This is a genomic window from Bacillus sp. FSL E2-8887 (genome assembly GCF_038007205.1).
GTDB lineage: Bacteria > Bacillota > Bacilli > Bacillales > Bacillaceae_G > Bacillus_A > Bacillus_A mycoides.
This window is the reverse complement of the sequence record NZ_JBBOWS010000001.1, coordinates 2,931,888-2,954,572: the sequence shown is the minus strand read 5'-3', so window position 1 is coordinate 2,954,572 and position 22,685 is coordinate 2,931,888. Positions and strand designations below refer to the sequence as shown.

The window sequence follows — 22,685 nt, the reverse complement described above, 5'->3', positions numbered from 1 at the left end:
GAATTTTTAACTTCCGCTTTCGAAAATTATGTAAATAAGCTGTTCACTGGATTCTCATAGAAAACTGTGGTGAGATGAAATTTTTGATTTTGAAGCACTTCAAAATCTTAGTTAGATGGCTATGTATCGGTACCCCACAATAAAAAGGCAGGAACATATCAAATATGTTCCTGCCTTTGATTTTATTAAGTTTAATATCTATGACCTAAATATAATAAAATTTGGAGCTTCTTTTATTTTAGAGAGATGTTTCCTAACAGTTGATTTTGTTAACGAAAGTCGACTTAAAATCTATATTTTGTGTGAAATAAAGTACATATAATAAAAGTATGAGGTGATACAGTGAGAGAAATTCATATTCATAAAATCATTGCGGATAAGAGAAAAGAAAAAGGAATTACACAGGAAGAGTTAGCGGCGTATATCGGTATTACGAAAGCATCTGTTTCCAAATGGGAGACTGGGCAGAGTTATCCGGATATTACATTTGTGCCACTGTTAGCATCGTACTTTAACATAAGTATAGATGAATTAATCTGTTATACACTGCAAATGGAACAGGAAGATATTAAAAATTTATATCATAGACTAGCGGAAGCTTTTAGTGAAGAACCGTTTGATGAAGTAATGATGGAGTGCAGGGAAGTGACAAAAAAATATTATTCTTGTTTTCCATTATTAATTCAAATGGGGCTACTTTTTATTAATCACCACATGTTAACAGAGGATATGGATAGAAGAATTGAAATTTTAGAAGAGGCAATGTATCTCTTTAGCCGAGTGCAGGGAGAAAGTGTAGATGTTTCTCTTGTGAAAGAGGCGGTATCGTTTAAAGCAACTTGCTATCTTATACTCAATAGACCAAATGAGGTGCTTCAATTACTTGGCGAAACGATACGTCCTAACTTTCCAGAGGAAGATCTAATTGCGCAGGCGTATCAAATGCTTGGAAATGCTGAAAAGGCGAATGAAATGATGCAAATTAGTATGTATCAACATTTAATACAACTCGTTGCGACAATACCGAATTATGTAGTAGTAAATGCCTCAAACGCTGAAAAGGTAGAGTAATTGTCTGTAAAAGATCGGTTGTTGTAGGTTAATCTAGTTTAGTATATGGGTTATGAGTTTTTTAGCGTCGTTATCCATTTAGGAATGATAAATCCTAACTATTTAAGTTGTAAAAACGAACATTTTTATTATTTTTGTTAAAAATGTTCACTTTTAGATTGCGTATACACTAAAAGTTTGTTATATTATCAATATAATAATTTTAAATAACATCACTCGTATATACTCGGTAATATGGTCCGAGCGTTTCTACCTAGTTCCCAATGAAAGAACTGGACTACGGGTTAAAGTATTCGGTCGTTCGGTGTATTGAGCCGCTACCGTTCTATAATTTAGCAATGGCCTTATCTTTTGCTTAATTAACTTTAACTACCGTAGTTCTAGAAAGTAGAGATTTTTCTACAATTTCTAGAGCTTTTTTCTTTGGACCAAAACATCGAGTATAGAAAACAACAAGAGAAAGAGGAGATTATTTATGAAGAAGAATACGTTGAAAAAATGTGCTGCCCTAGTAACTACTGTTGCATTGTCATTCTCAATACTTGCGGGATGTAATGCGGGTCCAAAACAAGTTGAGGCAAAAAGTAATCAAAAACCAATCTTAATTCAAGGTCCAATGCCAATAGAAGCTGAAAAATTTGCAAAAAGGTTAAAAAATGTGAAAGAAGAAAAATCTGGAACTTTTACCTTTTATAAAGGAACTGTAGACAATTATCCTGTAATCGTTGCGAAAACAGGTAAAGGAATGGAAAATACAGCAGCCGCTACAGCAGTGGCTATTGAAAAATATAAGCCTATAGCGATTATTAACCAAGGAACATCAGGTGGACATGATCCTAATTTAAACGTATTTGATATTGTTTTAGGAAAACAAGTCGCGAATATAGGGTCATTAAAAACAACAAATATGGATGAGAACCAAGGAATTGAACCGGAAAAATGGATATCTATGGACCTGATGGCTTCTGAAGGGAGTGCAGGAGAAGATCCAAATGCTGAGAAAATCCGATACTACGAGGGAGATAAGGATTTACTTGCAGCAGCTAATGCAGTGAAAGATAAATATACAAAAGGTAAAGTGGTGGAAGGTACTATAGGTTCAGCAGACGTTTGGAATAATGAAGTTGATAGAATTAAATGGTTCCATACAAAATACGGTACATCTGTAGAAGAAATGGAAGGTGCAGCAGCAGCGCAAATCGCAAAAGCTTATGACGTACCATTCTTAGGGATTCGCGTATTATCTAACAATAAAACAAACGGCGGAAAATACAACCCAAACACAGCAGCGGCAAATCAAGAATATGTATATGAAGTAGTTAAAAAGTATATAGATTCGATACCAAATAAATAGTAGTAGTTCTGTCTCAATATAAAAATGTTATCATTACTGCACAATGTGTTGTGAACTCAGAATTACCAAAGTTTCTTTAATTAAAATAGATTGGTGCCTTACATGGTATCCAATCTATTTTTGTACTTATTCTACAGAGGAAGAAGGGTTTTACACAAAAAATAAAGACAGTTATAGAAAAAAGAAAAGTCGAACGATTTATCAAATATGCATAATTGCATAAAAAAATTGAAATTTATAAGTTAACATTAAACTACTTTTTAATTGTAAAGAATATTTTAATAATCTTTACTAGAGAAGGATATTCCTTGTGAAAAGTAGATAAACAAAAAGTGTGGAAATAATACAGACTCAATAGAGTTTTGTATTAAATAAAAAGAAAAGGATGGGTATGGCTTTCTAAAAGTTTTTGGGGGCTAGAAAGCATTTTTTAGTTAATAGCTTCAAATTATATGTTAAAGGGGAAATGGGTATATGAAGTTTAGAAATACAAGGCTTGCTATGGTTACACTATCTTCATTTTTTATTTTAGGTACTGCATCTCTATCATTCACAGATATCATACACGGTGAAGTAGCTTCTGCATCACCACAAGAGATTATTGTAAAAAGCTATGACGATACATATTATAATAATGCAATAGGAAAAATGGGTTTAGAATTAAAGAAGGAACTTCATAATATTATTGATGATCATACAAAGTTATCATACAGTGCGGTTTGGGAAGCACTAAGAGATACTGATGAAGATCCAAATAATAAAAACAATGTGCTACTCTTATATACTGGGCGTTCGCAAGGGAAACTTACGAATGGTTCAGGAGTTGATAATTGGAACCGAGAGCATGTTTGGGCAAAATCTCACGGTGATTTTGGAACGACTGCAGGAGCTGGAACAGATTTGCATCATTTAAGAGCGACGGATGTATCTGTAAATAGCTCACGTGGAAATCTAGATTTTGATAATGGTGGTGTGAATCATTCAGAAGCGACAGAATGTAAGTACGATAGTGATTCTTGGGAACCTCGTGATAGTGTAAAAGGAGATATCGCTAGAATGCTATTTTACATGGCTGTTCGTTATGAAGGAGACAACGGCGAAATAGACTTAGAATTAAATGAAAAGGTGAATAACAATAAAGATCCATACATGGGTAAACTATCCGTTTTACTAAAATGGAATGAACAAGACCCTGTCGATGATTTAGAGCGAAAGCGTAATGAAGTGATTTTTACGAAATATCAACATAATCGTAATCCTTTTATTGATCATCCAGAATGGGTAAATAAAATTTGGAACTAAGATTTTTAAAGAGTTTTTAGTGAAATTATACTTTGACAGAAGGGATTGATCATTATGATCAATCCCTTCTTATCTTTATGCTAGAATAAATGGTTTTCATAGGAGTGGAATAGATTATAATAAAGCTTTTTACTTAAAGCAATAGTTTCAAGTGGTAAGCTTTATTTTCCTTCATTTGTATATGACTTTCACCGCACATACAAATTCTTGCAACATTAGACAGGGAAACGAAAATAATCCAAGAATATGTTATATAGAAAGAATAAGGAAAAGAGGGGAAAAAGATGTGGAAAACTACGGATCTATGTGATGAGTTTGAAAAGGAATTACAAATATGTCGCCAGTCTTTTCGTTCTTTTGGGAAGAAAGAACAATTTCACGGGAAAATTGCAACGGTAAAAGTGAAGGATGATAATGTACTAGTGAAGGAAGGATTGCAAACATTACCAGAAGGAACGGTATTAGTTGTTGATGGCGGAGCGTCTACGAATTGTGCGTTACTTGGTGATAATTTGGCAGCTATTGCGGAGGAAAGAAAGCTAGCAGGGATTATTGTGAATGGATATGTTCGTGATTCTAGTGAACTAAAGAATATAGATATTGGTATTTTAGCGTTAGGGACGATGCCAAATAGAAGTATAAAAGAAGGAAAAGGAGAGCGTGGTATTTCATTGCAATTTGGACAAGTAGAATGGAAGCCAAATGAATATGTGTATGCGGATGAAGATGGCGTCATTATTAGTGAAAAGAGTTTGCATCGTTAAAGGTTAGTAAGTTACTATTCTTAGAAAATAAATCCGATAAAGCATGGACAAAATTCTTTGTCAATAGTAAAATAATACAGAAATTTAAAATTAACAGAATGTATAGGTTTATCGTTTTACGATAACTTAAATGGAAGTAAGTTGTGCCTAGAAAAGTGAATGTTATCACAATGGTGCGTTCATAAACGAAATTATTTTTCCTATACAAATATAGCCGCGAATAATGCGGGTAGGAGGTGTTGTACATTTTTGTTCGACACTTACAAAAAGAGAGTGTCAACCGCATACCCTTAAAGGGTCTTTTTTTGTGTGAATGTTAGTAAAGGGAGGGAATTTTGGGATGGCAATGTTAAAGAAATGGCTGCTTACATCATTAATGGCAGTGGCACTTGTATTTGTTTCTTTTGCGAATACAGTACATATTACGTTTGCTGAAGGAAAGACAGCGAAACTTGCAATTATTGGTGAATCACAAAAAGGAATTATGTTATGTCCGAAAGAAGTTTCCATTGAAGATGGAGAAACAGCTTTTAGTTTGCTACAAAAAGTTATGGGTGACAAAGTAACATCTGAAAGTATGTCATTTGGAACGTATATAAAGGGCATCGATGGATTAATGGCCGGAGCAACGAGCGGTTGGTTGTATGATGTAAATGATAAATCTGCAGAAGTTGGGGCGGATAGTTATAAATTAGAGTCTGGGGATGTTGTTGCATTTCGTTACGTTGCAGACTGGAGCAATATGAGTCAACAAACGTTGCAACAAACGTTAGATAAATTTGGCACTTGTAAAACTGTAGAAGAGCCAAAACCAGAGGAATCGAAAACAGAAAAACCAGATGGTAACCCAGAGGAACCGAAAACAGAAAAGCCAGATGGTAAACCAGAGGAACCGAAAACAGAAAAACCAGATGGTAAGCCAGAAGAACCGAAAACAGAAAAGCCAGATAGTAAACCAGAGGAACCGAAAACAGAAAAACCAGATGGTAACCCAGAAGATAAAGTAACAGAACAACCAAAGCAAGAGAAAGTCGAAATTCCAGCAGCACAATTAAACGAAGCGATTTCTAAAACGTCAGAAAAGATGTTACAAGATGGAATTGGTAGTGATTGGGTTGCGATTGGACTTGCTCGTTCAGGTGTAAATGTTCCGCTTGAAACGAAAATAAACTATGTTAAGCCAGTAGCTGAAAAGGTTAAGAAGCGTTTAAATCGTTTTTCAGCAACAGATTTAGCTAGAACGATTATTATGATGAATGCAATGAATGTTGATCCTACAAAGGTAGAGGGACAAAATTTAGTACAAAATTTATTTGAATCAGATAAAGTGAATTCTGTTACAGGATACGCATTTACATTACTTGCATTAGATACAAAGAAATATGAGATTCCGGCCGAAGCAAAATGGAATCGAGCTGCTTTAGTACAAGCACTTTTACAAGCGCAGCATACAGACGGTGGCTGGACATATGATAGTTCAAGTAGTAAAGAAAGTGCTAGTAACGTTGATGTAACAAGTATGGTATTAGCAGCATTAGCTCCTTATCAAGATCAAGCAGATGTAAAGCCAGCTATTCAAAAAGCTGTTGATTATTTATACAAGCAGCAGCTAGGTAATGGTGGTTTTACCGCTGATGGACAAGAGAATTCTAATAGTACTGCACAAGCAATTATTGGACTATCGCTAGTTAAAGATGTAGATCACGATCGTCTTAATAAAGCAGTACAAAATTTAATGTCATACCAGCTTCCAAATGGTGAGTTTAAATGGTTACCAAGTGATCAAAAAGGTAGCGGAATGGCTACAGAGCAAGCATTTTTAGCTTTACTTCAGTTTAAAGATCTTGGAAAATCGATTTATGATTGGTCAAATGTAGTAGAGAATGAAATTGATACGAAACCAATTGTAGAGCCAGAGACAACTGTAGAAGAAAAAGAAGTTGTAGAACAGCCGAAACAACAAGAAGAGTTACAAAAACAACCAAAAGATGAAAATCTAAAAGTTGTTGGAGATAACGAACGAGTTAATAAAGAAACAAACAAGAATAAGAATCAATTACCACAAACAGGAGCATCTTCTCATAGTGCAGCTACACAAGTAGGTATGGGTGTATTATGTATCGCTTCTGCATATGTATTATGGAGACGTAAAGCAGCTTAACAAAAATTAGGAGCAATCATTTGCTCCTAATTTTATTATAAAAGTGAGGGCTAATAATGAGTGGGGATGAACAAAATCTCCACTCATTAAAGTTTCACTTTAATATGAAAGGTGAGGGACAGCATGAGTAAGATGAAATGGTTCATTTCTTTAGTTCTTTCATTGGGATTATTAGCCGGATGTGAAGAAACGGCTGTAAAACCTGAGAAGAAGGCAGAACCGAAGCAAGAAGAGCAAAAAGAAGTAGCGAAACAGGAAGAACAAAAAGATGTACCGAAACCGGAAGAGAAGCAAGCTGAACCGGAACAGAAACAGAAACAACAAGAAGAGCAGAAAGATAAACAAGAACAAAAAGTAGAAGAGAAACCGAAAGAAGAAAAAGCGCAGGAACAAGCTGAAGTAAAGAAAGAAGAGAAACCAAAGGAACAGCCTGCTGTAAATAAACAACCAGAGCAACAAAAAGTACAAGAAAAGAAACCCCAGCAGCCGAAAGCACCAGAAGTAAAAGAAGAAGCAAAGGTTGTTAATCAGCCAAAAGAAACACCAAAGCAGGAGCAAAAGGAAGATCCGAATAAAGAGGAGAAAACGATACCGACTCCGGTAGTACCAACTCCTGAACCACCAAAACCAGTACCAGTACCAGTACCAAAACCGCAATCGAAACAAGTCACTATCTCCGTAAAAGGTCATGAAGGATACTTATTAGGTGCGAAAAAGGTTGATGTACAAGAAGGCGACACAGTTTACAGTGTGCTACAGAGTACAGGACTAGAGGTTGATGCAATGGGCTCTAAAGGTGATATTTATGTAAAAGGTATTAATGATTTATACGAGAAAGATATTACTGCTACTAGTGGCTGGAAATATCGTGTGAACGGTGCTTTTCCAAACTATAGTGCAGGTGTAGTTAAAGTAAAACCAGGCGATACAATCGAGTGGGTGTTTGTATTAAAATAGGAAAGGATCTTCGGTAAAGGACTATGAAAATAAGCTTTTCTTCTTTACATCCTTTTGTTAATTTTTTCTATTATATTGGGGTGATGATACTATGTATGATGTGTCTTCATCCTCTTTTTTTAATTGGAGCGATTATACTAATAGTAATCTTAAATATAGTACAGGGAAATGGTGAGAAAATCAGAAAGATGTTACCTAGTACTATCGTATTCTTTTTGATGGTTATTTTATTTAACTCTTTATTAACGCATAGAGGAGCGACTACGTTATTTTATTTAGGAGATAGCCGGATTAAGCTTGAGGCCTGTATGTATGGACTTGTTATGGGATTATTATTAGTTGCAATTATGTTTACATTTGCTTCTTATAACGATATTATTTCGAGTCATAAATTTTTATATTTGTTTTCGAGAATTTCACCGAAAGTTGCATTGTTAACGATGATTACAGTACGATTTGTTCCTTTGTTTATTAGGCGGTTAAAGAAAATTACACTCGTCCAAAAAACGAAAGGTGTACAATTAGATTCAGGTTCACTCATTGAGCGTATAAAAAATGGAATGAAATTACTGCAAGTGTTATTAGTTTGTTCGTTAGAAGATGCACTTCAAACGGCAGATTCTATGCAAGCTCGTGGATTTGGTGTAACGAAACGTACGACTTATATTCGGTATAGAATGGAAAGACGCGATTGGTACACGCTAAGTTATTTAAGTATTCTATTTATAGCCTCATTCATATTTAGTTATTATGGCGGAGGGAAATTGATTATCTATCCGAAAGTGGAATCAATACTGTTCCAGCAATACGATGGAATTATGTTTATATTATTTATGATGTTTGTTAGTTTACCAATTATGATGGAAGGAAGGGAATGGATATGGTGGCGCATGCAGAAATGAAGAATTTATCATTTATATATACTGATGAAAATGAAGAAGCGTTACAGCATATTTCTCTTTCTGTTCAAAAAGGAGAATTTATAGTACTTGCTGGCGGTTCAGGTTCTGGGAAGACAACTTTATTAAAACATTTTAAAAAGGAGTTACTTCCAATTGGCACGCGTTCTGGACATACATATTATGATGGTGCTTTATTAGAAGAAGTACCAGATTTATTATCTGCCCAAGAAATTGGTATGGTATTTCAAAACCCAGAAAATCAGCTCGTAATGGATACAGTTATTCAAGAATTAGCATTCTCTTTAGAAAATATTGGGTTACCATCACATATTATTCAAAAAAGAATAGCGGAACTCATTAGCTTTTTAGGATTTCAAGATTTGTTACATCAATCTGTCCATACTTTATCTGGTGGTCAAAAACAACTAGTAAATTTAGCAGCAGTATTAGTTATGCAGCCGAAGCTACTATTACTGGATGAACCGACAGCGCAGCTAGATCCGATTGCTGCGAAAGAGTTTTTAGGATTGTTAAAGCGTATTAATGAAGAACTTGGAATTACGATAGTTTTAAGTGAACATCGTTTAGATGAAGTTATACCGCTCGCAACACGCGTTGTTTGTATGGATAATGGCAGAATCATTTATGATGGTACTTCTAAAAGTGTGATAGCGAACATGTGGGAAGTAGAAAAGTTTCGTCCATTCATTCCGCAAATTCCAAGATTGTTTTTAGAGTGGAATGTGAAAGAGATTCCATTTACAGTGCGAGAAGCACAAATGAAAATGAATGATTTTTCAGCGATATCATATAGGAATGGGCAAGTAGAACAATGTGAAAAGCGAGATGTAATTTTAAGTGCAGAACATATATCTTTTCAATATGAAAAAAATAGTCCACTTATTTTACGAGATTTAACAGTGAACATCGAAAAGGGAAAATGGACAGCTCTAGTTGGGAAAAACGGAACCGGGAAGTCTACACTGTTAACGATTTTAGCAGGATTGCAAAAAGCTAGAAGAGGTAAGGTAAAGTGGAATGGGAAAGTGGTACATAAAATTGATTCGAAAGAACGATTTAAAAGTATAGGGTACGTATCGCAACATCCGTACTATCATTTTACTTTTGATACAGTATGGGAAGAGGTTTATGAGCGTGCGCGTGAATTATATGGTGAAGAGGGAAAAACAATAGCAGAAGAAATGTTGAAAAAGTTCTGGTTAGATTCACTTAAAGAGCGCCATCCACATGATTGTAGCGGCGGAGAGCAACAATTACTCGCATTATGTACAACGTTATTATCAAAGCCAACTTTATTATTACTTGATGAGCCGACAAAGGGACTAGATCCATGGAAAAAGGAAAGAGTAGGAGAGCTATTTAAACAGTTGCAAAAAGAAGGTACAACAATTGTAATGGCAACGCATGATATTGAGTTTGCAGCGAAATACGTTGATCAGTGCATGATGTTATTTGACGGGAAAGTCATTATGAATGATGCACCGAAAGAGTTCTTTAGTGGTAACTTCTTTTATACAACATCTATTAATCGATTCATCCGTAGAGAGTTGCCATTTGCATTAACGTGGGAGGATGTGTACGAAGCGTGTCCAAACGATATGTTGCATTCATAATATTTATTTTTGCTGTTGTAATATGTACACTACTCTTTACGACTTTTATTATGGACGGGTATTACATGGTAAGTAGTTTGTTTTTATTAGCTGTCATTATGTTACCTTTCTATGTTCGTTTTGAAAGGAAGGCGTTTGTTTCACGTGAAATTGTTATCGTTGCTGTGTTAGCGGCGATTGCAGCGGTTAGCCGGGTACCATTTTCTATTTTACCAAGTGTACAACCGACTTCTTTTGTCATTATCGTTTCTGCAATTGTTTTTGGGAGTGAAACTGGCTTTATGATTGGGGCAACGGCGGCTATTGTATCTAATATTTTTTTAGGACAAGGTCCGTGGACGCCGTGGCAAATGTTCTCTTGGGGCATGATCGGGTTTATAGCTGGACTATTACGTAATACATTTTTAATGAAAAAACTGTGGGGAAGACTGTTGTACGGATTTGCCGTTGGATTTCTATTTGGCTGGATTATGAATTTTTGGGGTCTTCTTGGTTTTATACAGGAAGCAACGTGGGAAACAGTTATTGCTTACTATGTCGCAAGTTTTTACTTTGATCTGAGTCACGCGATATCGAATGTTATTTTCCTTCTGCTATTTAGTACGTCATGGATTACGATCCTCACAAGATTTAAAAAGAAATACGGTATATTAGATGAGCATAACGTGACATAGAAAAGCATACTCATATAAGGTAGGGTCGCGACTTACATATTCGTTTGCCTCTTTCATGCTTCTTACATATTGTAAGGAGCATTTTTTATTGTCAAAAAATAGATTCAATATATATCCGTTATTATATGAAATTATTTGTATAATAGTAGGTGAGAATTATTTTCAAGAGGGAGGTGTATAGTTAATGAAGTTAGTTATTCCGAAGCAACATGGAGCATGGGCGATGCTTGTCATACCATTTCTATTAAGTGTATTACTTGGTAAACCTACTTTTTATCATATCCCATTGTTTTTAGCCTGGTTCTTTATCTATCTAGCTACTTATCCATTTCTCATGTACATAAGGCAAAGACGAAAAAAAGAATTTCTACACGCTGCAATTGTTTATTTTATCATTGCATTTGTATTTGGGATGATTTCTTTATTATATGAATGGCGAATTCTTTTATTCGCAGTATTAATGATTCCATTGTTTATTGTAAATATGTATTACGCTCGTCAAAAAAATGAACGAGCATTACTAAATGATGTTTGTGCGATTATAGTGTTTTGTATAGGTGGTTTAATCAGTTATTATTTCTCCGTGAAATTCATAGATAAAACAGCATTATTCATTGCGCTTATTTCATTTCTATATTTTTTAGGAAGTACGTTTTATGTGAAAACGATGATTCGTGAAAAAAATAATCCGAAGTATCGTTTTATATCTTGGGGATACCATATTGTATTAACGGTAATTGTATTTGCTATAAATCCATGGTGTTCACTCATATTTGTACCAAGTGTAATTCGGGCCATTATGTTGTATGGCAAAAAGATTTCTATATTAAAAGTAGGGATTTTAGAAATTGTTAATTCTGTATATTTTTTAATAATAACGGTAATAATGATGAAGTATGCCATTTGAAACAAACTTCCCATCTTTTGATGGGAAGTTTTCATTCTTGTTCTAAAATGTGAACGGTGTAATCGCAACGTTGAAGAGCTTGCTCTACAGCGTAAAGGGATTGTTCAATACGTGCGCGATTAAAATCTTCTTCAACAGTCTGTAATGCATCTTCTAAACAATGTTTCGCTTCTTGTAAGGAATGAAAAGAATCTTGTACGTATCCACGAGCATTCTTTTTCAAAGTAGTAGCCTCCTTTTGTACATCTTTTTGTAGTATGAACAATAAAGAAGAAAATATAATTTTTTATATTTATTTGACAATTATAATAAAATTACGTATAGTTAAATTTAAAGTGAATATTTTCTTATCCAGAGAGGTGGAGGGACTGGCCCGATGAAACCCAGCAACCGCGATGCAGGTGCTAATTCCAGCAGAACATATTTGTTCTGGGAGATAAGACGAAGATATACGTAACTTCTTCTTATCGGAGAGGTTTTTTTGTTGCAAAAAAACCGATTACGAAAACATATAATAAGAAGAAAGGGGTTGCGAAGTACTGTGACACTCGAAAAATACGTAAAACTGCGTAGTACAGTTTATGAATATATGATAGAGCAAGATAAGCCAATATCATTGTTAGATATTCAAGAACATATCGTTTCGCATCATGAAGGAAAATTCACTAAAAAAATGTTACATCAATTTTATTTATCAAGACTATTAGATGAACTCAAACTGGATGGGAAAATTACTTTAGCTGATGATGAATATCGCTATGCTGAAAAAGGGGTATTTTATAAGGCGGGAAAAGGGAGCTGAGCTCTCTTTTTTTCTTGAAATAACGAAGTATGTAGCGTAAAAGACTGCTAAAGCAGCCTGATACAAGGGAATGGTGTTGAGTGTGTAGTGTCAAAGATTGAATGTGCCTGAAAAAGGCACTTCATATCGGCTGCAAATGAAAAGAGACACCTTCGCCGAATAGGTGTCAGTCGTTTGTCACGTAGACTCGCTACTTGACAGTTATTAGAATAACATGCAGGATTTTGGAAGTCAAAAGGGAATTAAAGGAAGAGGTGTTGTGATGTATGCATACTTATTAAAAGATATAATGAAATGGATTCCAAAGTACATTATAGATAGAGGATATGAATATTATGAAGAGGGACATGTAGAAGATGTTGAAATACACGACAAGAAAGTATTTGCTTTCGTTACTGGAAATGCAGGGAATTATGAAGTGATTATTGATCTTGAAGATTTTGCAGAAAGTAGCTGCGAGTGTCCTTATGAAAATTATTGTAAACATATGGCGGCAGTTGTGTATGAAATTCAAGGTGCTGGTGAGAGTACAGTTAAAGAGCAATTGAAAGGTTTAGAAAAAGAAGAGTTACTAACAGTATTAAATCGTTTGTTACAAAGTTCGAAAAATGTGCAAATTGTAGAGAAAATGTTAAAGAAGGGGAAACTTTAACTAAAGAGGGAGTTGTTTTGTAGTGAACGTACTAATTATATATGCTCATCCTAATCCTTCAAGCTTTAATGGGGCAATTTTAGAGCATGTGCAAAAAGGACTTGAGGAAACAAATCATTCTGTTACGCTACTTGATTTATATAAAGAACAATTTGATCCAGTGCTTGTATTTAATGAAGAGAAGAAAAGACGTGATTTACTAAATGAAGAAGAGACGAAGCGATATAGAGAATTAGTGCAGAAAGCGGATATTCTTCTTTTCATATATCCGATATGGTGGTGGGGCATGCCTGCTATTTTAAAAGGATTTATCGATCGTATTTTTGTAGCTGGATTTGCTTATAAATATGAGGGGGCATTACCGAAAGGCTTATTTAAAGGTAAGAAGGCGTGGGTTATTAATACGTTAGACTCACCGTTATGGTACGTAGCACTATTATATCGATCAGCGGATTGGATTATGATGAAAAGAGGGGTTTTGCGTTTTTGTGGTATTCGCAATATAAAACGTTCTGCTTTTCAATCTGTGAAAACGAGTAAAGTAGAGAAGCGTGAAAAATGGCTGTTACAAATAGAAGAAGCGGCTCGTACATTATGAATGAAATCGATCGTATTATAAAGTGTTGCAATTGTGATGACGAACTTTTGCGTACGTATATTAATTGTTTAGTCCAATTGAAGAAATACAGCGAAACGTTTCAACAAATTCAAATACAATTAAGAAATGATTATTTAATAAGAGGGATTTGTGAAAGAGAAGTTGATGAGGTAATAAAGGGAAGTAAAGAATATGAAACGTATGTTCTTCCTAAAGTATTGCAGTGGAATTTCCTTAAGAACAATCCTCATATGATTGAAAAAGTATGTGAAGATTTGTTTACATATGAAGCATTAAATCATGCAGAGGTAGAGTGGAGGAAGGTAATAAGCTGTATAGATAACGAATGATTTATTATATAAAAAAGCTAGTATAAAACTAGCTTTTCGTTTAAATAAATAAGAAACATAGACTAATGATAAATCCTGCATATAGTAAGTTAACAACACAAAATCCCATAATATCACGCGCGCTTAAACCAGCTATCGCTAATGCCGGTAATGCCCAGAAAGGTTGAATTAAATTTGTCCAAGCATCGCCCCATGCAATTGCCATCGCTGTTTTCGCGGCAGGTACACCAAGTTCAGCGCCAGCTGGAATCATAATTGGTGCTTGCACTGCCCATTGACCGCCTCCAGATGGAACGAAAATATTTACAATGCCAGCACTTAAAAATGTAAAGAGCGGGAATGTGGTTTCATTTGAAATACTAATAAAGAAAGTAGAAATAGCTCCTCCAAGCGAAAGACCTTCACTATTTACTCCAATCATCATCCCCATAATTCCAGCATAGAACGGAAATTGAAGTAAAATACCTGAAGCACTCTTAGTTGAGTCAGAGAAAGCGCGAATATATTGAATCGGAGTACGGTGGAAAATAAGACCGGCAATTAATAACATAAAAATAACGATATCAAGTGTAAGGTTAAAGCCTTTCGTACTAAAATAGTTAAAAATATAAATAAGACCTAATAATCCGATGCAAAGTGTAATAATCATACTATTTTCCATTTTTTCAGCGAACGTATTGTTCCCTACTTCTTGAGCGGCAGCTTCTTCATGGAATACGCTAGGATCTACAGTTATCGTATGTTTTTCATCTGGATGCATGGCCCGGTTAATGAGAGGCATCGTAACGAGAAAAATAATAACTGGCACGAGTGCGTATGGTGAGAATAACGTTTCTGTTATTGGAATCGCTTCTTTAATACTTCCAGCTGTCGTTTTAATTAACGTTTCGCCGCCAGTTGCTAACGTAAGAGGGATAGAAGCAGAAAGGCCTGCATGCCAAATGAGAAATCCAGAGTAGGAAGAAGCAATTGCTAACCTATAATCTAATCCTTCTAACTGTCTGGCCACTTCTTTTGCATATAAAACCGATACAACAATACCAAATCCCCAGTTTACGTATGCTCCTAGTAAACTTACGATTGAAATAGCAATAATACCTTGTCCATTTGTTTTCGGTAATTTCGCTGCTCTCGTTAATCCTTTTTTAATAAGAGGAGCGTTTGCTAATGCAGATCCTGTCACGAGTACAAGAGCCATTTGCATAGAAAAAGCGAGAAGTCCCCAAATTCCATTGCCCCAATGCGTAATCATTTCGACCGGTGTTTGGTGCGTTGCAAACATGCCGAAGAAGATAACGAAAACAGTTAATAAACATGATAAAATAAACGGTTCTGGTAAGAAACGCTGCACAAGGGCAACACATCCATTTGTAAATGAACGAAACAAAATAAATCAACCTCCTTATGTATATTTATTACAATGTTCGAGGTTGTTTGAGTAATATCCTTTAATATATGGAAAATTCAGATATTTAAGGTGATTGTCATAATGTCTAGGTAGATTGATAGTCTATGTTGAAATGTTATTTCATTTTGAACTGAAATATTTCAAAGAGGGGTAGTATCTATGCAAATCAACTTAAGCAAAGCAAATAGCCCAAAACGTTAAAATTATAGTTTGTATATATAAATCGAAATAGTGTAAAAATATGTGTTTTCGTTTATATCTCTGTTAATTAGATTTGACGAAAACAGAAATTGAAAAGAATGCTCTATATACAAGGGAAAGAGATGGTCATAGACGAATATGTCCATCAAATGACAGTTTATGTAAGAATCAGGTTATTGAAAAAGGATATTAGCTATTTTTAACGAATTCTGAATTACAAACAAAATTTATCAAAAGTGGTGAGATAATATAGAGAATAAAACAAATTTATTTTTGGATATGAAAATGGAAAAATATATAGTTAGCAAGCTTCGAAGTGCCGGTTGTGTTTTTGCAGAAGATGAGACCCGGTTACTTATGTCAGAGGCACTAACTCCAGAGGACCTTGTGAAAATGGTAGAAATGCGAGTCAACGGTTTACCTCTGGAATACGTTGTTGGATACACGGAGTTTTGTGGTCTACGAATAGAAGTGGATCGAGGCGTTTTTGTACCGCGTAAACGTACCGAGTTCCTTGTTCATCAAACAGAGGCTCTGTCACGTTCTAGCGATATCATTGTTGACCTATGTTGTGGATCAGGTGCGGTGGGCGCAGCACTGGCAGCAGCTTTGGGACGAGTTGAATTGTATTCTGTTGACATTGACCCTATCGCAGTACAATGCGCTAGCCGCAATGTAACGAATTTTGGCGGTCATGCTTTTGAAGGTGACTTGTATAAAGCTCTACCAGACTCACTTAAGGGCCATGTAAATATCCTAGTTGCGAACGTACCTTACGTTCCTACTGAAATAATAAAGTTTCTCCCCCGGGAGGCACGCCTATATGAACCACATGTAACGCTTGACGGAGGAGAAGATGGTCTTAACATTCTGCGAAGAGTAGCAGAAGAAGCTTTACTCTGGTTAGCTTTGGATGGACATCTTTTGATAGAGACGAGCGAAGTTCAGGCACCCCAGGCCTTTGAAATCTTTGCTGGTGCTGGGCTTAGCACAAAAGTTGCTAGAAACAAGGAACTGGACGCTACTGTCATAATCGGTTCTAATTCTAGCTTTTAGAGTAAATAAACATTATTCAATGAATATAATCATTTTGATAATCAATCTCTACAAGGGGAGGATCAGGAAAATACGGAATTAAAACATTAAGAAGTGTTAATCCATAAAAAAGTGTACCTCCGATTGTTAGACTGTGTCTAATAAACGGAGATGCACTTTTTTTATTTACCTTATTGAACTAAAGCACCTGCTAGCTTAATAGCAAATGATTACAACCGGCTATTTCTCCCAAAGTTCGATCAATCGACCTTCAGGATCTTTAATCCAAATAAACTTTCCAAATTCACTAATCTCTTCTTTTTTTTCAAGAGGTACGCCAATTTGTTCAAGATGCTGAATAGTCTCGTGTAGATTATGTACTTGGAAATTTAACATCACTTGTTGTTCTGTAGGAAAATAACTATCATTCTCGGCAAAGAAAGAAAAGATAGTCTCAGTTCCTAATTCGGGTTTAATCACAGTCCCGTTCCAATTTTCTATTTCAATCTTCAACACTTCACTGTACCATTTTTTTATAACATCAAGATTTTTAGTTCTCCAAAATATTCCTCCGAAACCTTTTATCATTGTATTTAACTCCTATCTGTCTTTAAATTTTTAATGACATAAGTTCAACCTTCAATAAAACGCAGTGCACAACGGGAATGGTGATTGGTTAGATCTTTTGCAAATTGTTGATTCGGAAATCCTCTGTGAAGCAATCTCAACCCGCCTGAAGTTAAGGATATATGATGATGGAATCGATAGAATAACATCCTGTTGGGGTCGAGAGTATCATTCTTTAAATATCGATAATAATCCCCAAATCGAAACTGCAAAAAACTGTGCTCATGCTCAATATCAAAGAACTCGGTTCCTTCGATATCAATCAAATAAGGTTCTAGTTTGTCATTAATTAATACATGATCAGGGCCGAGTTCCCCATGTATAAATCCATAACGACTTCTTGGTTCAATTTTTGATTCAAGCTCGTACAATGTATCGAGTAGATTGCTATGACTAGCCCTGATGCTGTCAATCAAACTATATAAAAAATCTAACCAAAAGTATAGATTGTTTATTTATAATTGTTATGATGTTAAATTGGGTCTGGAAAAATAGTCATATAAAACCCCGTTGGAGCTTCAATGTTTTTTTGATGAAATCATTCTTACTTCTCAAATACCTCGCCACACAAAAACTTAAAATGTATTACAATGAATCTATACGATTTTTAATCCTTCTTCTTTTCACTAACTTTACCATTATTTTTAATTGAGTATTACTGCCCCGTTAGTTTAAGTAAAAAACCTTCACAATCTCAATGATCTATTCAAACTTGAATAATCTAATTGCCTGGAAACGTTCCTCAACAATCTGTCCCTTTAGTGGAGTAACTTTATTGCTACTCAGCAGTTTCTTAATCCGTCTTTCAGTTCAGATTTTCTTTTCACTATAAAAACCTCTCTTTAGATAAACAGATCTAAAGGGACAAAACATCGCGTCTTTTAAATAAACACCGTGACTTTATTTAAAAGCGATATTAAACATATTCTTCAAATCTTGGAAGCATATGTTTGCCGCAAATGAAAAGAACCATAAGCTTGCCAAACGGCAAAATTATAATTTTGATAGCTGTCGTCATTTTTTATTCATATATTGGAAATGAATTTCATAATGCGGAAAAATAGGGGGATTTATATGTCAAAGTGGCAATCTAAAGAACAATTGGTTCAATTATTAAGCAATCTTGTTGAAATTCCTAGTATTACAGGTTCAGAAGCTGAAGTTATATTGCCAGACTTTGTTGTAGAACAACTATCTGATTTACAGTATTTCAAACAAAATCCGCATCATTTACAAAAAAATCCGACGGGGGATGGACGATATTTTGTTACAGCCCTAGTAAAGAAAAGTGATAGTACGAAAAATACCGTAATTCTTGTTAGTCACTTTGATGTTGTAGATGTACAAGATTACGGAGTGTGGAAAGAAGATGCATTTAACCCTAAAAAATTAACATCTATGTTTTATTCTCATAAAGATGAGCTACCAGATCATGTACGTGAAGATATTGAACAAGGAGATTGGCTCTTTGGTAGAGGAACAATGGACATGAAATGTGGTCTAGCTTTACAAATGGCGATGGTTGAGCAAGCTTGTGAAGGAAGATTTGATGGGAATGTTCTTTTATTGGCCGTTCCAGATGAAGAAGTGAACTCTGTAGGGATGAGAGCTGCTGTTCCAAGATTATTAGACTTAGCAAAAGAACATGACTTAGAGTATAAAACGGTCCTAAATTCAGAGCCTATGTTTTCAAGACATCCTGGTGACCAAAATAAGTACATTTATACTGGTTCTATTGGTAAGGTGTTACCTGGTTTCCTTTGCTATGGAAAAGAGACACATGTAGGCGAACCTTTTGCAGGATTAAATGGGAGCTATATGGCTGCATTATTAACAGCGGAATTAGAGTTGAATACGGACCTTTGTGATATTGTAGAAGGGGAAGCGAGTCCACCACCAACTAACTTGCTTCAAAGAGATTTAAAGGAGGATTATTCTGTACAAATTCCTCATCGTGCTGTCACATTATTTAATTTGTTTTTACTAGAAAAAACGATGACAGATGTAGTTTCATTGTTACGCCAAAAAGTAACGAAAGTAGCAGAGAAAATCGAAGAATCGTATGAGGAGCGAGCGTATCATTTTTCTAAGTATAATCCGTTCATACCGCCGAATCTTAAAGTAAATGTATTAACGTATGAAGAGCTTATCGCTTATGCAATTGAACAACATGGAAAAGAAAAAATAGATGAAATTCAATCCGATATTATAAAAAATAGAGAAGATAAAGATGATCGTGCAGTAACTATTGATTTAGTAGACAAATTATCTATCTTATGTAAAGAAAAGGCTCCAATGATTGTACTTTTCTTTGCGCCGCCATACTATCCAGCTGTGAGTTCACGCAACAATCCTTTAATTAAAGAGGTAGTTGTAGAAATGGAAAAGTATGCCCACTATAATCATAGCATTACATTTGAAAACCAAAATTATTTTGGAGGAATTTCAGATTTAAGCTATGTTGGCTTACAAAACCCATTGGATTCAATGAGTTCTCTTGTCGACAATATGCCATTATGGGATAAAGGTTATTCGATTCCACTTCAGGAATTAGAAGAGTTTGACGTTCCAGTATTAAATATGGGACCAGTAGGAAAAGATGCACATCAATGGACGGAGCGTCTGGACGTAAATTACGCATTTGAAACGTTATTAGATATGTTACCTATATGTATTGAAAAACTACTTGTTTCTAATAAAGTTACACAGTCATAGTGTTTGCATAAGAGCGAGAAAAGGACCGTAGTGATACGGTCTTTTTTTCGTAATGAATAGTTTGAAACCTTAGATTTATGAAATTGTGATGTAAGAATTCTCCTTAAAATAGATTCGCAATAAACTATTTAGAGAGAGTAGATATGGCTTGTACACTTTTTGTAACGGTATTTGCTGAGTTTTTGTATAATATAATTATGTGAAGTTAACATAACTTATTGTATCAATAATATATATTTGCGTAGAATATCCATTTTAAGATTTTGAAGTACCCCCCTAAATGAAAAATTTATTTCGCTACAGTTAGTTACTTAGTGAAGTCTGCTCATTTTTTTCGTATTAGGGAAGAATGTACTTTTTAACTTGATGGGTATGGGGTAGTACCCCTTGTAGCAAAACCGGAGTGGGAATGATGAGTATAAATAGTTTTGTGAGATTGATAAAGGACGAATTATTAAAAGAGGTAAGCATAAGAAGTGAGGATGAATTCGAGCCTATAGTAGTTAAAGATATTCCTAGACTTTGGAAGTGTTTAGGGACAGGTAATTATGCCGCAGTATTTATGCACAAAGAATACAAAGATTGGGTAGTGAAAGTTTACGCGCGAGAAGGAGAAGGAATTGAAAAAGAGTCAGAAGTATACCGAAGAATCGGAAATCATCCTTCTTATTCGAAACTTATATATAAAGGAGAAAATTTCATAGTATTGAAACGTTTAAAAGAAATTACCTTATACGATGCTATCCATAAGGGGATTAAAATTCCTAAGCAGGTAATCCTTGATATCAATGAAGCTATAGAGTATGCAAGGGAGCAAGGATTAACTCCTTGTGATGTTCACGGAAAAAATGTGATGATGGAAAATGGAAGGGGATATGTAGTCGATGTATCTGATTTCTTAAAAACAAAAGAAGATAGTAAGTGGAGAGACTTAGAAAAGGCATATTTTACATTTTACTTGCCTTTCATTTATAAATTGCCTTTCCCTGTTAAAATACCGTATTTCATGTTAAACATTGTTCGACGTTCATATAGAAAATATAAGAAGCTTAAAAAGAAATTCAAATTGTAAAAGGACCGTACATTTTAGATATGTCTAATATGTACGGTCCTAATTTTATAACTTCATGAAGTAATTTATTTATAAAATGATTGTAACAATAGAATATACCCATTTCAGTACATTTCATTTTAAACATATTGATGTACTATAGTTCTAAACAAATCACAATAATGGATTAGAAGGGGAATAAACTATGTACACAGACGCAATTGAGTATTAAAATTTCAATCTAATTTACCTTTGCATAGATGCAGGTATCAGTTAGTTCTTTACCGTCAGCTGAAAGATCTTCATTACGTAATATCCCTTCAAGCTCAAAACCTAGTTTTTCAGGGATCGCACGACTTTTAGTGTTATTAGATTCACAGCGTATTTCAATCCTTCTAAATTTGAGTAACTGAAATCCAAGATTTGTTAACTCACTTACTACCTCTGTCATATATCCATTGCCACTAAATTGCGTGTTAATCCAGTATCCAATTTCACATTTAGAAATTTTCCAATTAATTCCGTGAAGGCTAGCAGTTCCAATAAAATCATTAGTATCCTTATGATAGATAAGATAGCGAAAGCTTTCTCTTTTCAAAAAATCTATATGGGCATTTCTCAGGAGAATTTCCGTTTCTTCAACAGTAGGAATTGACTGAAATAAAAGCAACCATTGTTTTAACTCATTAATTGAATCCTTAATAGCTTGGTGTACGACATTCCCGTCACCAGCTTGAAGTGGTGCTCGAAGAATTAGTCTGTCTGTTTCTATTTGTAACGGAACATCTAATAAAATAGAATTCATATCATTTCTCCTCTCGAAAACTTTAAATTATGACAGAATGAAACTTATATAATAAAAAAACTTTCACCCAAAAGAAATAATTCTTGAGGACGAGAGTTGCAATTTCGTGGTACCACCACAGTTGGTTGATATGTCACCATATCAATCTCTTCGGGTACGTTATTATGATAAATAAATTAAAAAACACCCTATCTCACTAACAGGAGATCCCGTCACAGCAGCACTATAAATTATTATAGAACCGTGCGAAGCTCCTATTCTTTCTTCATTAAGAACTTGATATGTAGCAATACAGTAAAGTTTATCTCCCATAAAGGGACCTCCCAAAAATTAGTAAACAATAAATATATATTCAATTAATCACTTAGAAATCCCTTTTCACATATTGAAAACCAAACTGCCAGTTGGTACAAAAAATGGCTACCGAAGCAGCCTTAGGTTGTTTAACTCATGCATGCGTTAGTTGAATAAGGAATTATTATTTTTCATCTATCAAATTCCAACCTTTGTCTTTTGCATAATGGGGTAGCACCACATTCCTATCAACTTAAGAAAAGTTAACACCCCACAAACAAAAAAATGAGCTGACTTCTCAAAAAAACTAACTGTAGAGAAAGGAAATTTTCATTTAGGGGGTACTTCAAAACCTTAGCTTGATGGGCTTTTTTCTTTTTTCTAAAGATCCAGTGTAAGTTCTTTAAATATTTTCATACCA

21 protein-coding genes, 2 pseudogenes and 2 riboswitches are annotated in these 22,685 nt (G+C 34.8%); of the genes and pseudogenes, 17 read left to right on the top strand and 6 right to left on the bottom strand.

The genetic code is table 11. The annotated features are described in order from the left end of the window. Positions 1-342: 342 nt before the first annotated feature. From NSQ08_RS15030 to NSQ08_RS14985, 10 genes and pseudogenes are all read left to right on the top strand, one after another. Positions 343-1,068, top strand: a pseudogene (locus tag NSQ08_RS15030) (helix-turn-helix domain-containing protein); the annotation flags it as partial. Positions 1,069-1,267: 199 nt separating this feature from the next. Continuing rightward, a riboswitch (purine riboswitch) is annotated at positions 1,268-1,371 on the top strand. Positions 1,372-1,546: 175 nt separating this feature from the next. Beyond that, positions 1,547-2,425, top strand: a complete 879-nt coding sequence (locus NSQ08_RS15025; protein ID WP_340776437.1) for a 5'-methylthioadenosine/S-adenosylhomocysteine nucleosidase — start codon at positions 1,547-1,549, stop codon at positions 2,423-2,425. Between the two features lie 474 nt (positions 2,426-2,899). Beyond that, entirely contained in the window at positions 2,900-3,727 is an 828-nt protein-coding gene (locus NSQ08_RS15020; protein ID WP_002033283.1) for an endonuclease I family protein, read from the top strand. A 284-nt stretch (positions 3,728-4,011) separates the two neighbouring features. Further along, positions 4,012-4,491: a ribonuclease E activity regulator RraA gene (gene rraA / locus NSQ08_RS15015; RefSeq protein WP_340776434.1), complete on the top strand. Its 480-nt coding sequence runs from the start codon at positions 4,012-4,014 to the stop codon at positions 4,489-4,491. 340 nt (positions 4,492-4,831) lie between these two features. Then, on the top strand, positions 4,832-6,652 hold the full coding sequence (locus NSQ08_RS15010) for a DUF4430 domain-containing protein (protein ID WP_340776432.1): 1,821 nt from the start codon (positions 4,832-4,834) through the stop codon (positions 6,650-6,652). Between the two features lie 123 nt (positions 6,653-6,775). Next, complete coding sequence (locus NSQ08_RS15005) at positions 6,776-7,609, top strand: DUF4430 domain-containing protein (protein WP_340776430.1); 834 nt, start codon at positions 6,776-6,778, stop codon at positions 7,607-7,609. 23 nt (positions 7,610-7,632) lie between these two features. After that, on the top strand, positions 7,633-8,511 hold the full coding sequence (locus NSQ08_RS15000; protein WP_033715026.1) for an energy-coupling factor transporter transmembrane component T: 879 nt from the start codon (positions 7,633-7,635) through the stop codon (positions 8,509-8,511). Beyond that, on the top strand, positions 8,484-10,145 hold the full coding sequence (locus NSQ08_RS14995) for an ABC transporter ATP-binding protein (RefSeq protein WP_340776427.1): 1,662 nt from the start codon (positions 8,484-8,486) through the stop codon (positions 10,143-10,145). The genes NSQ08_RS15000 and NSQ08_RS14995 overlap by 28 nt, the downstream gene beginning before the upstream one ends. Further along, entirely contained in the window at positions 10,118-10,819 is a 702-nt protein-coding gene (locus tag NSQ08_RS14990) for an ECF transporter S component (RefSeq protein ID WP_002167975.1), read from the top strand. Before NSQ08_RS14995 ends, NSQ08_RS14990 begins: the two co-directional genes overlap by 28 nt. A gap of 184 nt (positions 10,820-11,003) precedes the next feature. After that, entirely contained in the window at positions 11,004-11,726 is a 723-nt protein-coding gene (locus NSQ08_RS14985) for a YwiC-like family protein (RefSeq protein WP_002137286.1), read from the top strand. 31 nt (positions 11,727-11,757) lie between these two features. Here NSQ08_RS14985 and NSQ08_RS14980 read toward each other — a convergent pair whose 3' ends face one another. Continuing rightward, the gene (locus tag NSQ08_RS14980) at positions 11,758-11,949 is read right to left on the bottom strand and encodes a hypothetical protein (protein ID WP_002084448.1); all 192 of its coding nucleotides are present in this window, start codon (positions 11,947-11,949) and stop codon (positions 11,758-11,760) included. A 121-nt stretch (positions 11,950-12,070) separates the two neighbouring features. Next, positions 12,071-12,169: riboswitch (SAM riboswitch) on the top strand. 38 nt (positions 12,170-12,207) lie between these two features. On the opposite strand from NSQ08_RS14980, the gene NSQ08_RS14975 reads away from it, so the two are divergent. The 4 genes from NSQ08_RS14975 to NSQ08_RS14960 all read left to right on the top strand — a co-directional run bounded on the left by NSQ08_RS14975 (position 12,208) and on the right by NSQ08_RS14960 (position 14,128). Continuing rightward, the gene (locus NSQ08_RS14975) at positions 12,208-12,528 is read left to right on the top strand and encodes a hypothetical protein (RefSeq protein WP_002110869.1); all 321 of its coding nucleotides are present in this window, start codon (positions 12,208-12,210) and stop codon (positions 12,526-12,528) included. A 214-nt stretch (positions 12,529-12,742) separates the two neighbouring features. Further along, positions 12,743-13,180: an SWIM zinc finger family protein gene (locus NSQ08_RS14970; RefSeq protein WP_340776414.1), complete on the top strand. Its 438-nt coding sequence runs from the start codon at positions 12,743-12,745 to the stop codon at positions 13,178-13,180. 22 nt (positions 13,181-13,202) lie between these two features. After that, positions 13,203-13,778: an NAD(P)H-dependent oxidoreductase gene (locus tag NSQ08_RS14965; protein ID WP_340776411.1), complete on the top strand. Its 576-nt coding sequence runs from the start codon at positions 13,203-13,205 to the stop codon at positions 13,776-13,778. Then, positions 13,775-14,128: a hypothetical protein gene (locus tag NSQ08_RS14960; RefSeq protein ID WP_002165385.1), complete on the top strand. Its 354-nt coding sequence runs from the start codon at positions 13,775-13,777 to the stop codon at positions 14,126-14,128. Before NSQ08_RS14965 ends, NSQ08_RS14960 begins: the two co-directional genes overlap by 4 nt. 40 nt (positions 14,129-14,168) lie before the next feature. Here the strand turns inward: NSQ08_RS14960 and NSQ08_RS14955 are convergent, their stop codons facing one another. Beyond that, the gene (locus NSQ08_RS14955; RefSeq protein ID WP_002013939.1) at positions 14,169-15,515 is read right to left on the bottom strand and encodes a short-chain fatty acid transporter; all 1,347 of its coding nucleotides are present in this window, start codon (positions 15,513-15,515) and stop codon (positions 14,169-14,171) included. A gap of 507 nt (positions 15,516-16,022) precedes the next feature. Here NSQ08_RS14955 and NSQ08_RS14950 point away from each other — a divergent pair. Continuing rightward, entirely contained in the window at positions 16,023-16,793 is a 771-nt protein-coding gene (locus NSQ08_RS14950) for a putative protein N(5)-glutamine methyltransferase (protein ID WP_061675250.1), read from the top strand. Positions 16,794-17,012: 219 nt separating this feature from the next. On the opposite strand, the gene NSQ08_RS14945 is transcribed toward NSQ08_RS14950, so the two are convergent. Both NSQ08_RS14945 and NSQ08_RS14940 read right to left on the bottom strand, forming a co-directional pair. Continuing rightward, positions 17,013-17,360, bottom strand: coding sequence for a VOC family protein (locus tag NSQ08_RS14945; RefSeq protein WP_061675228.1), 348 nt, complete (start codon positions 17,358-17,360; stop codon positions 17,013-17,015). A 44-nt stretch (positions 17,361-17,404) separates the two neighbouring features. Next, positions 17,405-17,833 (bottom strand): annotated as a pseudogene (locus tag NSQ08_RS14940) (aminoglycoside phosphotransferase family protein); the annotation flags it as partial. A 640-nt stretch (positions 17,834-18,473) separates the two neighbouring features. Between NSQ08_RS14940 and NSQ08_RS14935 the strand changes: the two are divergent. Continuing rightward, positions 18,474-20,114: a M20 family metallopeptidase gene (locus tag NSQ08_RS14935; RefSeq protein WP_340776406.1), complete on the top strand. Its 1,641-nt coding sequence runs from the start codon at positions 18,474-18,476 to the stop codon at positions 20,112-20,114. Positions 20,115-20,526: 412 nt separating this feature from the next. Then, a complete protein-coding gene (locus tag NSQ08_RS14930) occupies positions 20,527-21,186 on the top strand; it encodes a serine/threonine protein kinase (RefSeq protein ID WP_033709292.1) in 660 nt (219 codons plus the stop codon). A 220-nt stretch (positions 21,187-21,406) separates the two neighbouring features. Here the strand turns inward: NSQ08_RS14930 and NSQ08_RS14925 are convergent, their stop codons facing one another. Continuing rightward, positions 21,407-21,970 (bottom strand): GNAT family N-acetyltransferase, encoded by a 564-nt coding sequence (locus NSQ08_RS14925; protein WP_340776403.1) that lies wholly within the window; start codon positions 21,968-21,970, stop codon positions 21,407-21,409. Between the two features lie 162 nt (positions 21,971-22,132). Then, a complete protein-coding gene (locus tag NSQ08_RS14920) occupies positions 22,133-22,282 on the bottom strand; it encodes a hypothetical protein (RefSeq protein ID WP_002142482.1) in 150 nt (49 codons plus the stop codon). Between the last annotated feature and the right edge of the window lie 403 nt (positions 22,283-22,685).

Excerpts from the sequence above, each read along its gene's own strand:
- NSQ08_RS15025 (WP_340776437.1), top strand. The coding sequence starts at position 1,547 with ATGAAGAAGAATACGTTGAAAAAATGTGCTGCCCTAGTAACTACTGTT.
- NSQ08_RS15020 (WP_002033283.1), top strand. The coding sequence starts at position 2,900 with ATGAAGTTTAGAAATACAAGGCTTGCTATGGTTACACTATCTTCATTT.
- rraA (WP_340776434.1), top strand. The coding sequence starts at position 4,012 with ATGTGGAAAACTACGGATCTATGTGATGAGTTTGAAAAGGAATTACAA.
- NSQ08_RS15010 (WP_340776432.1), top strand. The coding sequence starts at position 4,832 with ATGGCAATGTTAAAGAAATGGCTGCTTACATCATTAATGGCAGTGGCA.
- NSQ08_RS15005 (WP_340776430.1), top strand. The coding sequence starts at position 6,776 with ATGAGTAAGATGAAATGGTTCATTTCTTTAGTTCTTTCATTGGGATTA.
- NSQ08_RS15000 (WP_033715026.1), top strand. The coding sequence starts at position 7,633 with ATGAAAATAAGCTTTTCTTCTTTACATCCTTTTGTTAATTTTTTCTAT.
- NSQ08_RS14995 (WP_340776427.1), top strand. The coding sequence starts at position 8,484 with ATGGATATGGTGGCGCATGCAGAAATGAAGAATTTATCATTTATATAT.
- NSQ08_RS14985 (WP_002137286.1), top strand. The coding sequence starts at position 11,004 with ATGAAGTTAGTTATTCCGAAGCAACATGGAGCATGGGCGATGCTTGTC.
- NSQ08_RS14970 (WP_340776414.1), top strand. The coding sequence starts at position 12,743 with ATGCAGGATTTTGGAAGTCAAAAGGGAATTAAAGGAAGAGGTGTTGTG.
- NSQ08_RS14960 (WP_002165385.1), top strand. The coding sequence starts at position 13,775 with ATGAATGAAATCGATCGTATTATAAAGTGTTGCAATTGTGATGACGAA.
- NSQ08_RS14950 (WP_061675250.1), top strand. The coding sequence starts at position 16,023 with ATGGAAAAATATATAGTTAGCAAGCTTCGAAGTGCCGGTTGTGTTTTT.
- NSQ08_RS14945 (WP_061675228.1), bottom strand. The coding sequence starts at position 17,360 with ATGATAAAAGGTTTCGGAGGAATATTTTGGAGAACTAAAAATCTTGAT.
- NSQ08_RS14935 (WP_340776406.1), top strand. The coding sequence starts at position 18,474 with ATGTCAAAGTGGCAATCTAAAGAACAATTGGTTCAATTATTAAGCAAT.
- NSQ08_RS14930 (WP_033709292.1), top strand. The coding sequence starts at position 20,527 with ATGAGTATAAATAGTTTTGTGAGATTGATAAAGGACGAATTATTAAAA.
- NSQ08_RS14925 (WP_340776403.1), bottom strand. The coding sequence starts at position 21,970 with ATGAATTCTATTTTATTAGATGTTCCGTTACAAATAGAAACAGACAGA.
- NSQ08_RS14920 (WP_002142482.1), bottom strand. The coding sequence starts at position 22,282 with ATGGGAGATAAACTTTACTGTATTGCTACATATCAAGTTCTTAATGAA.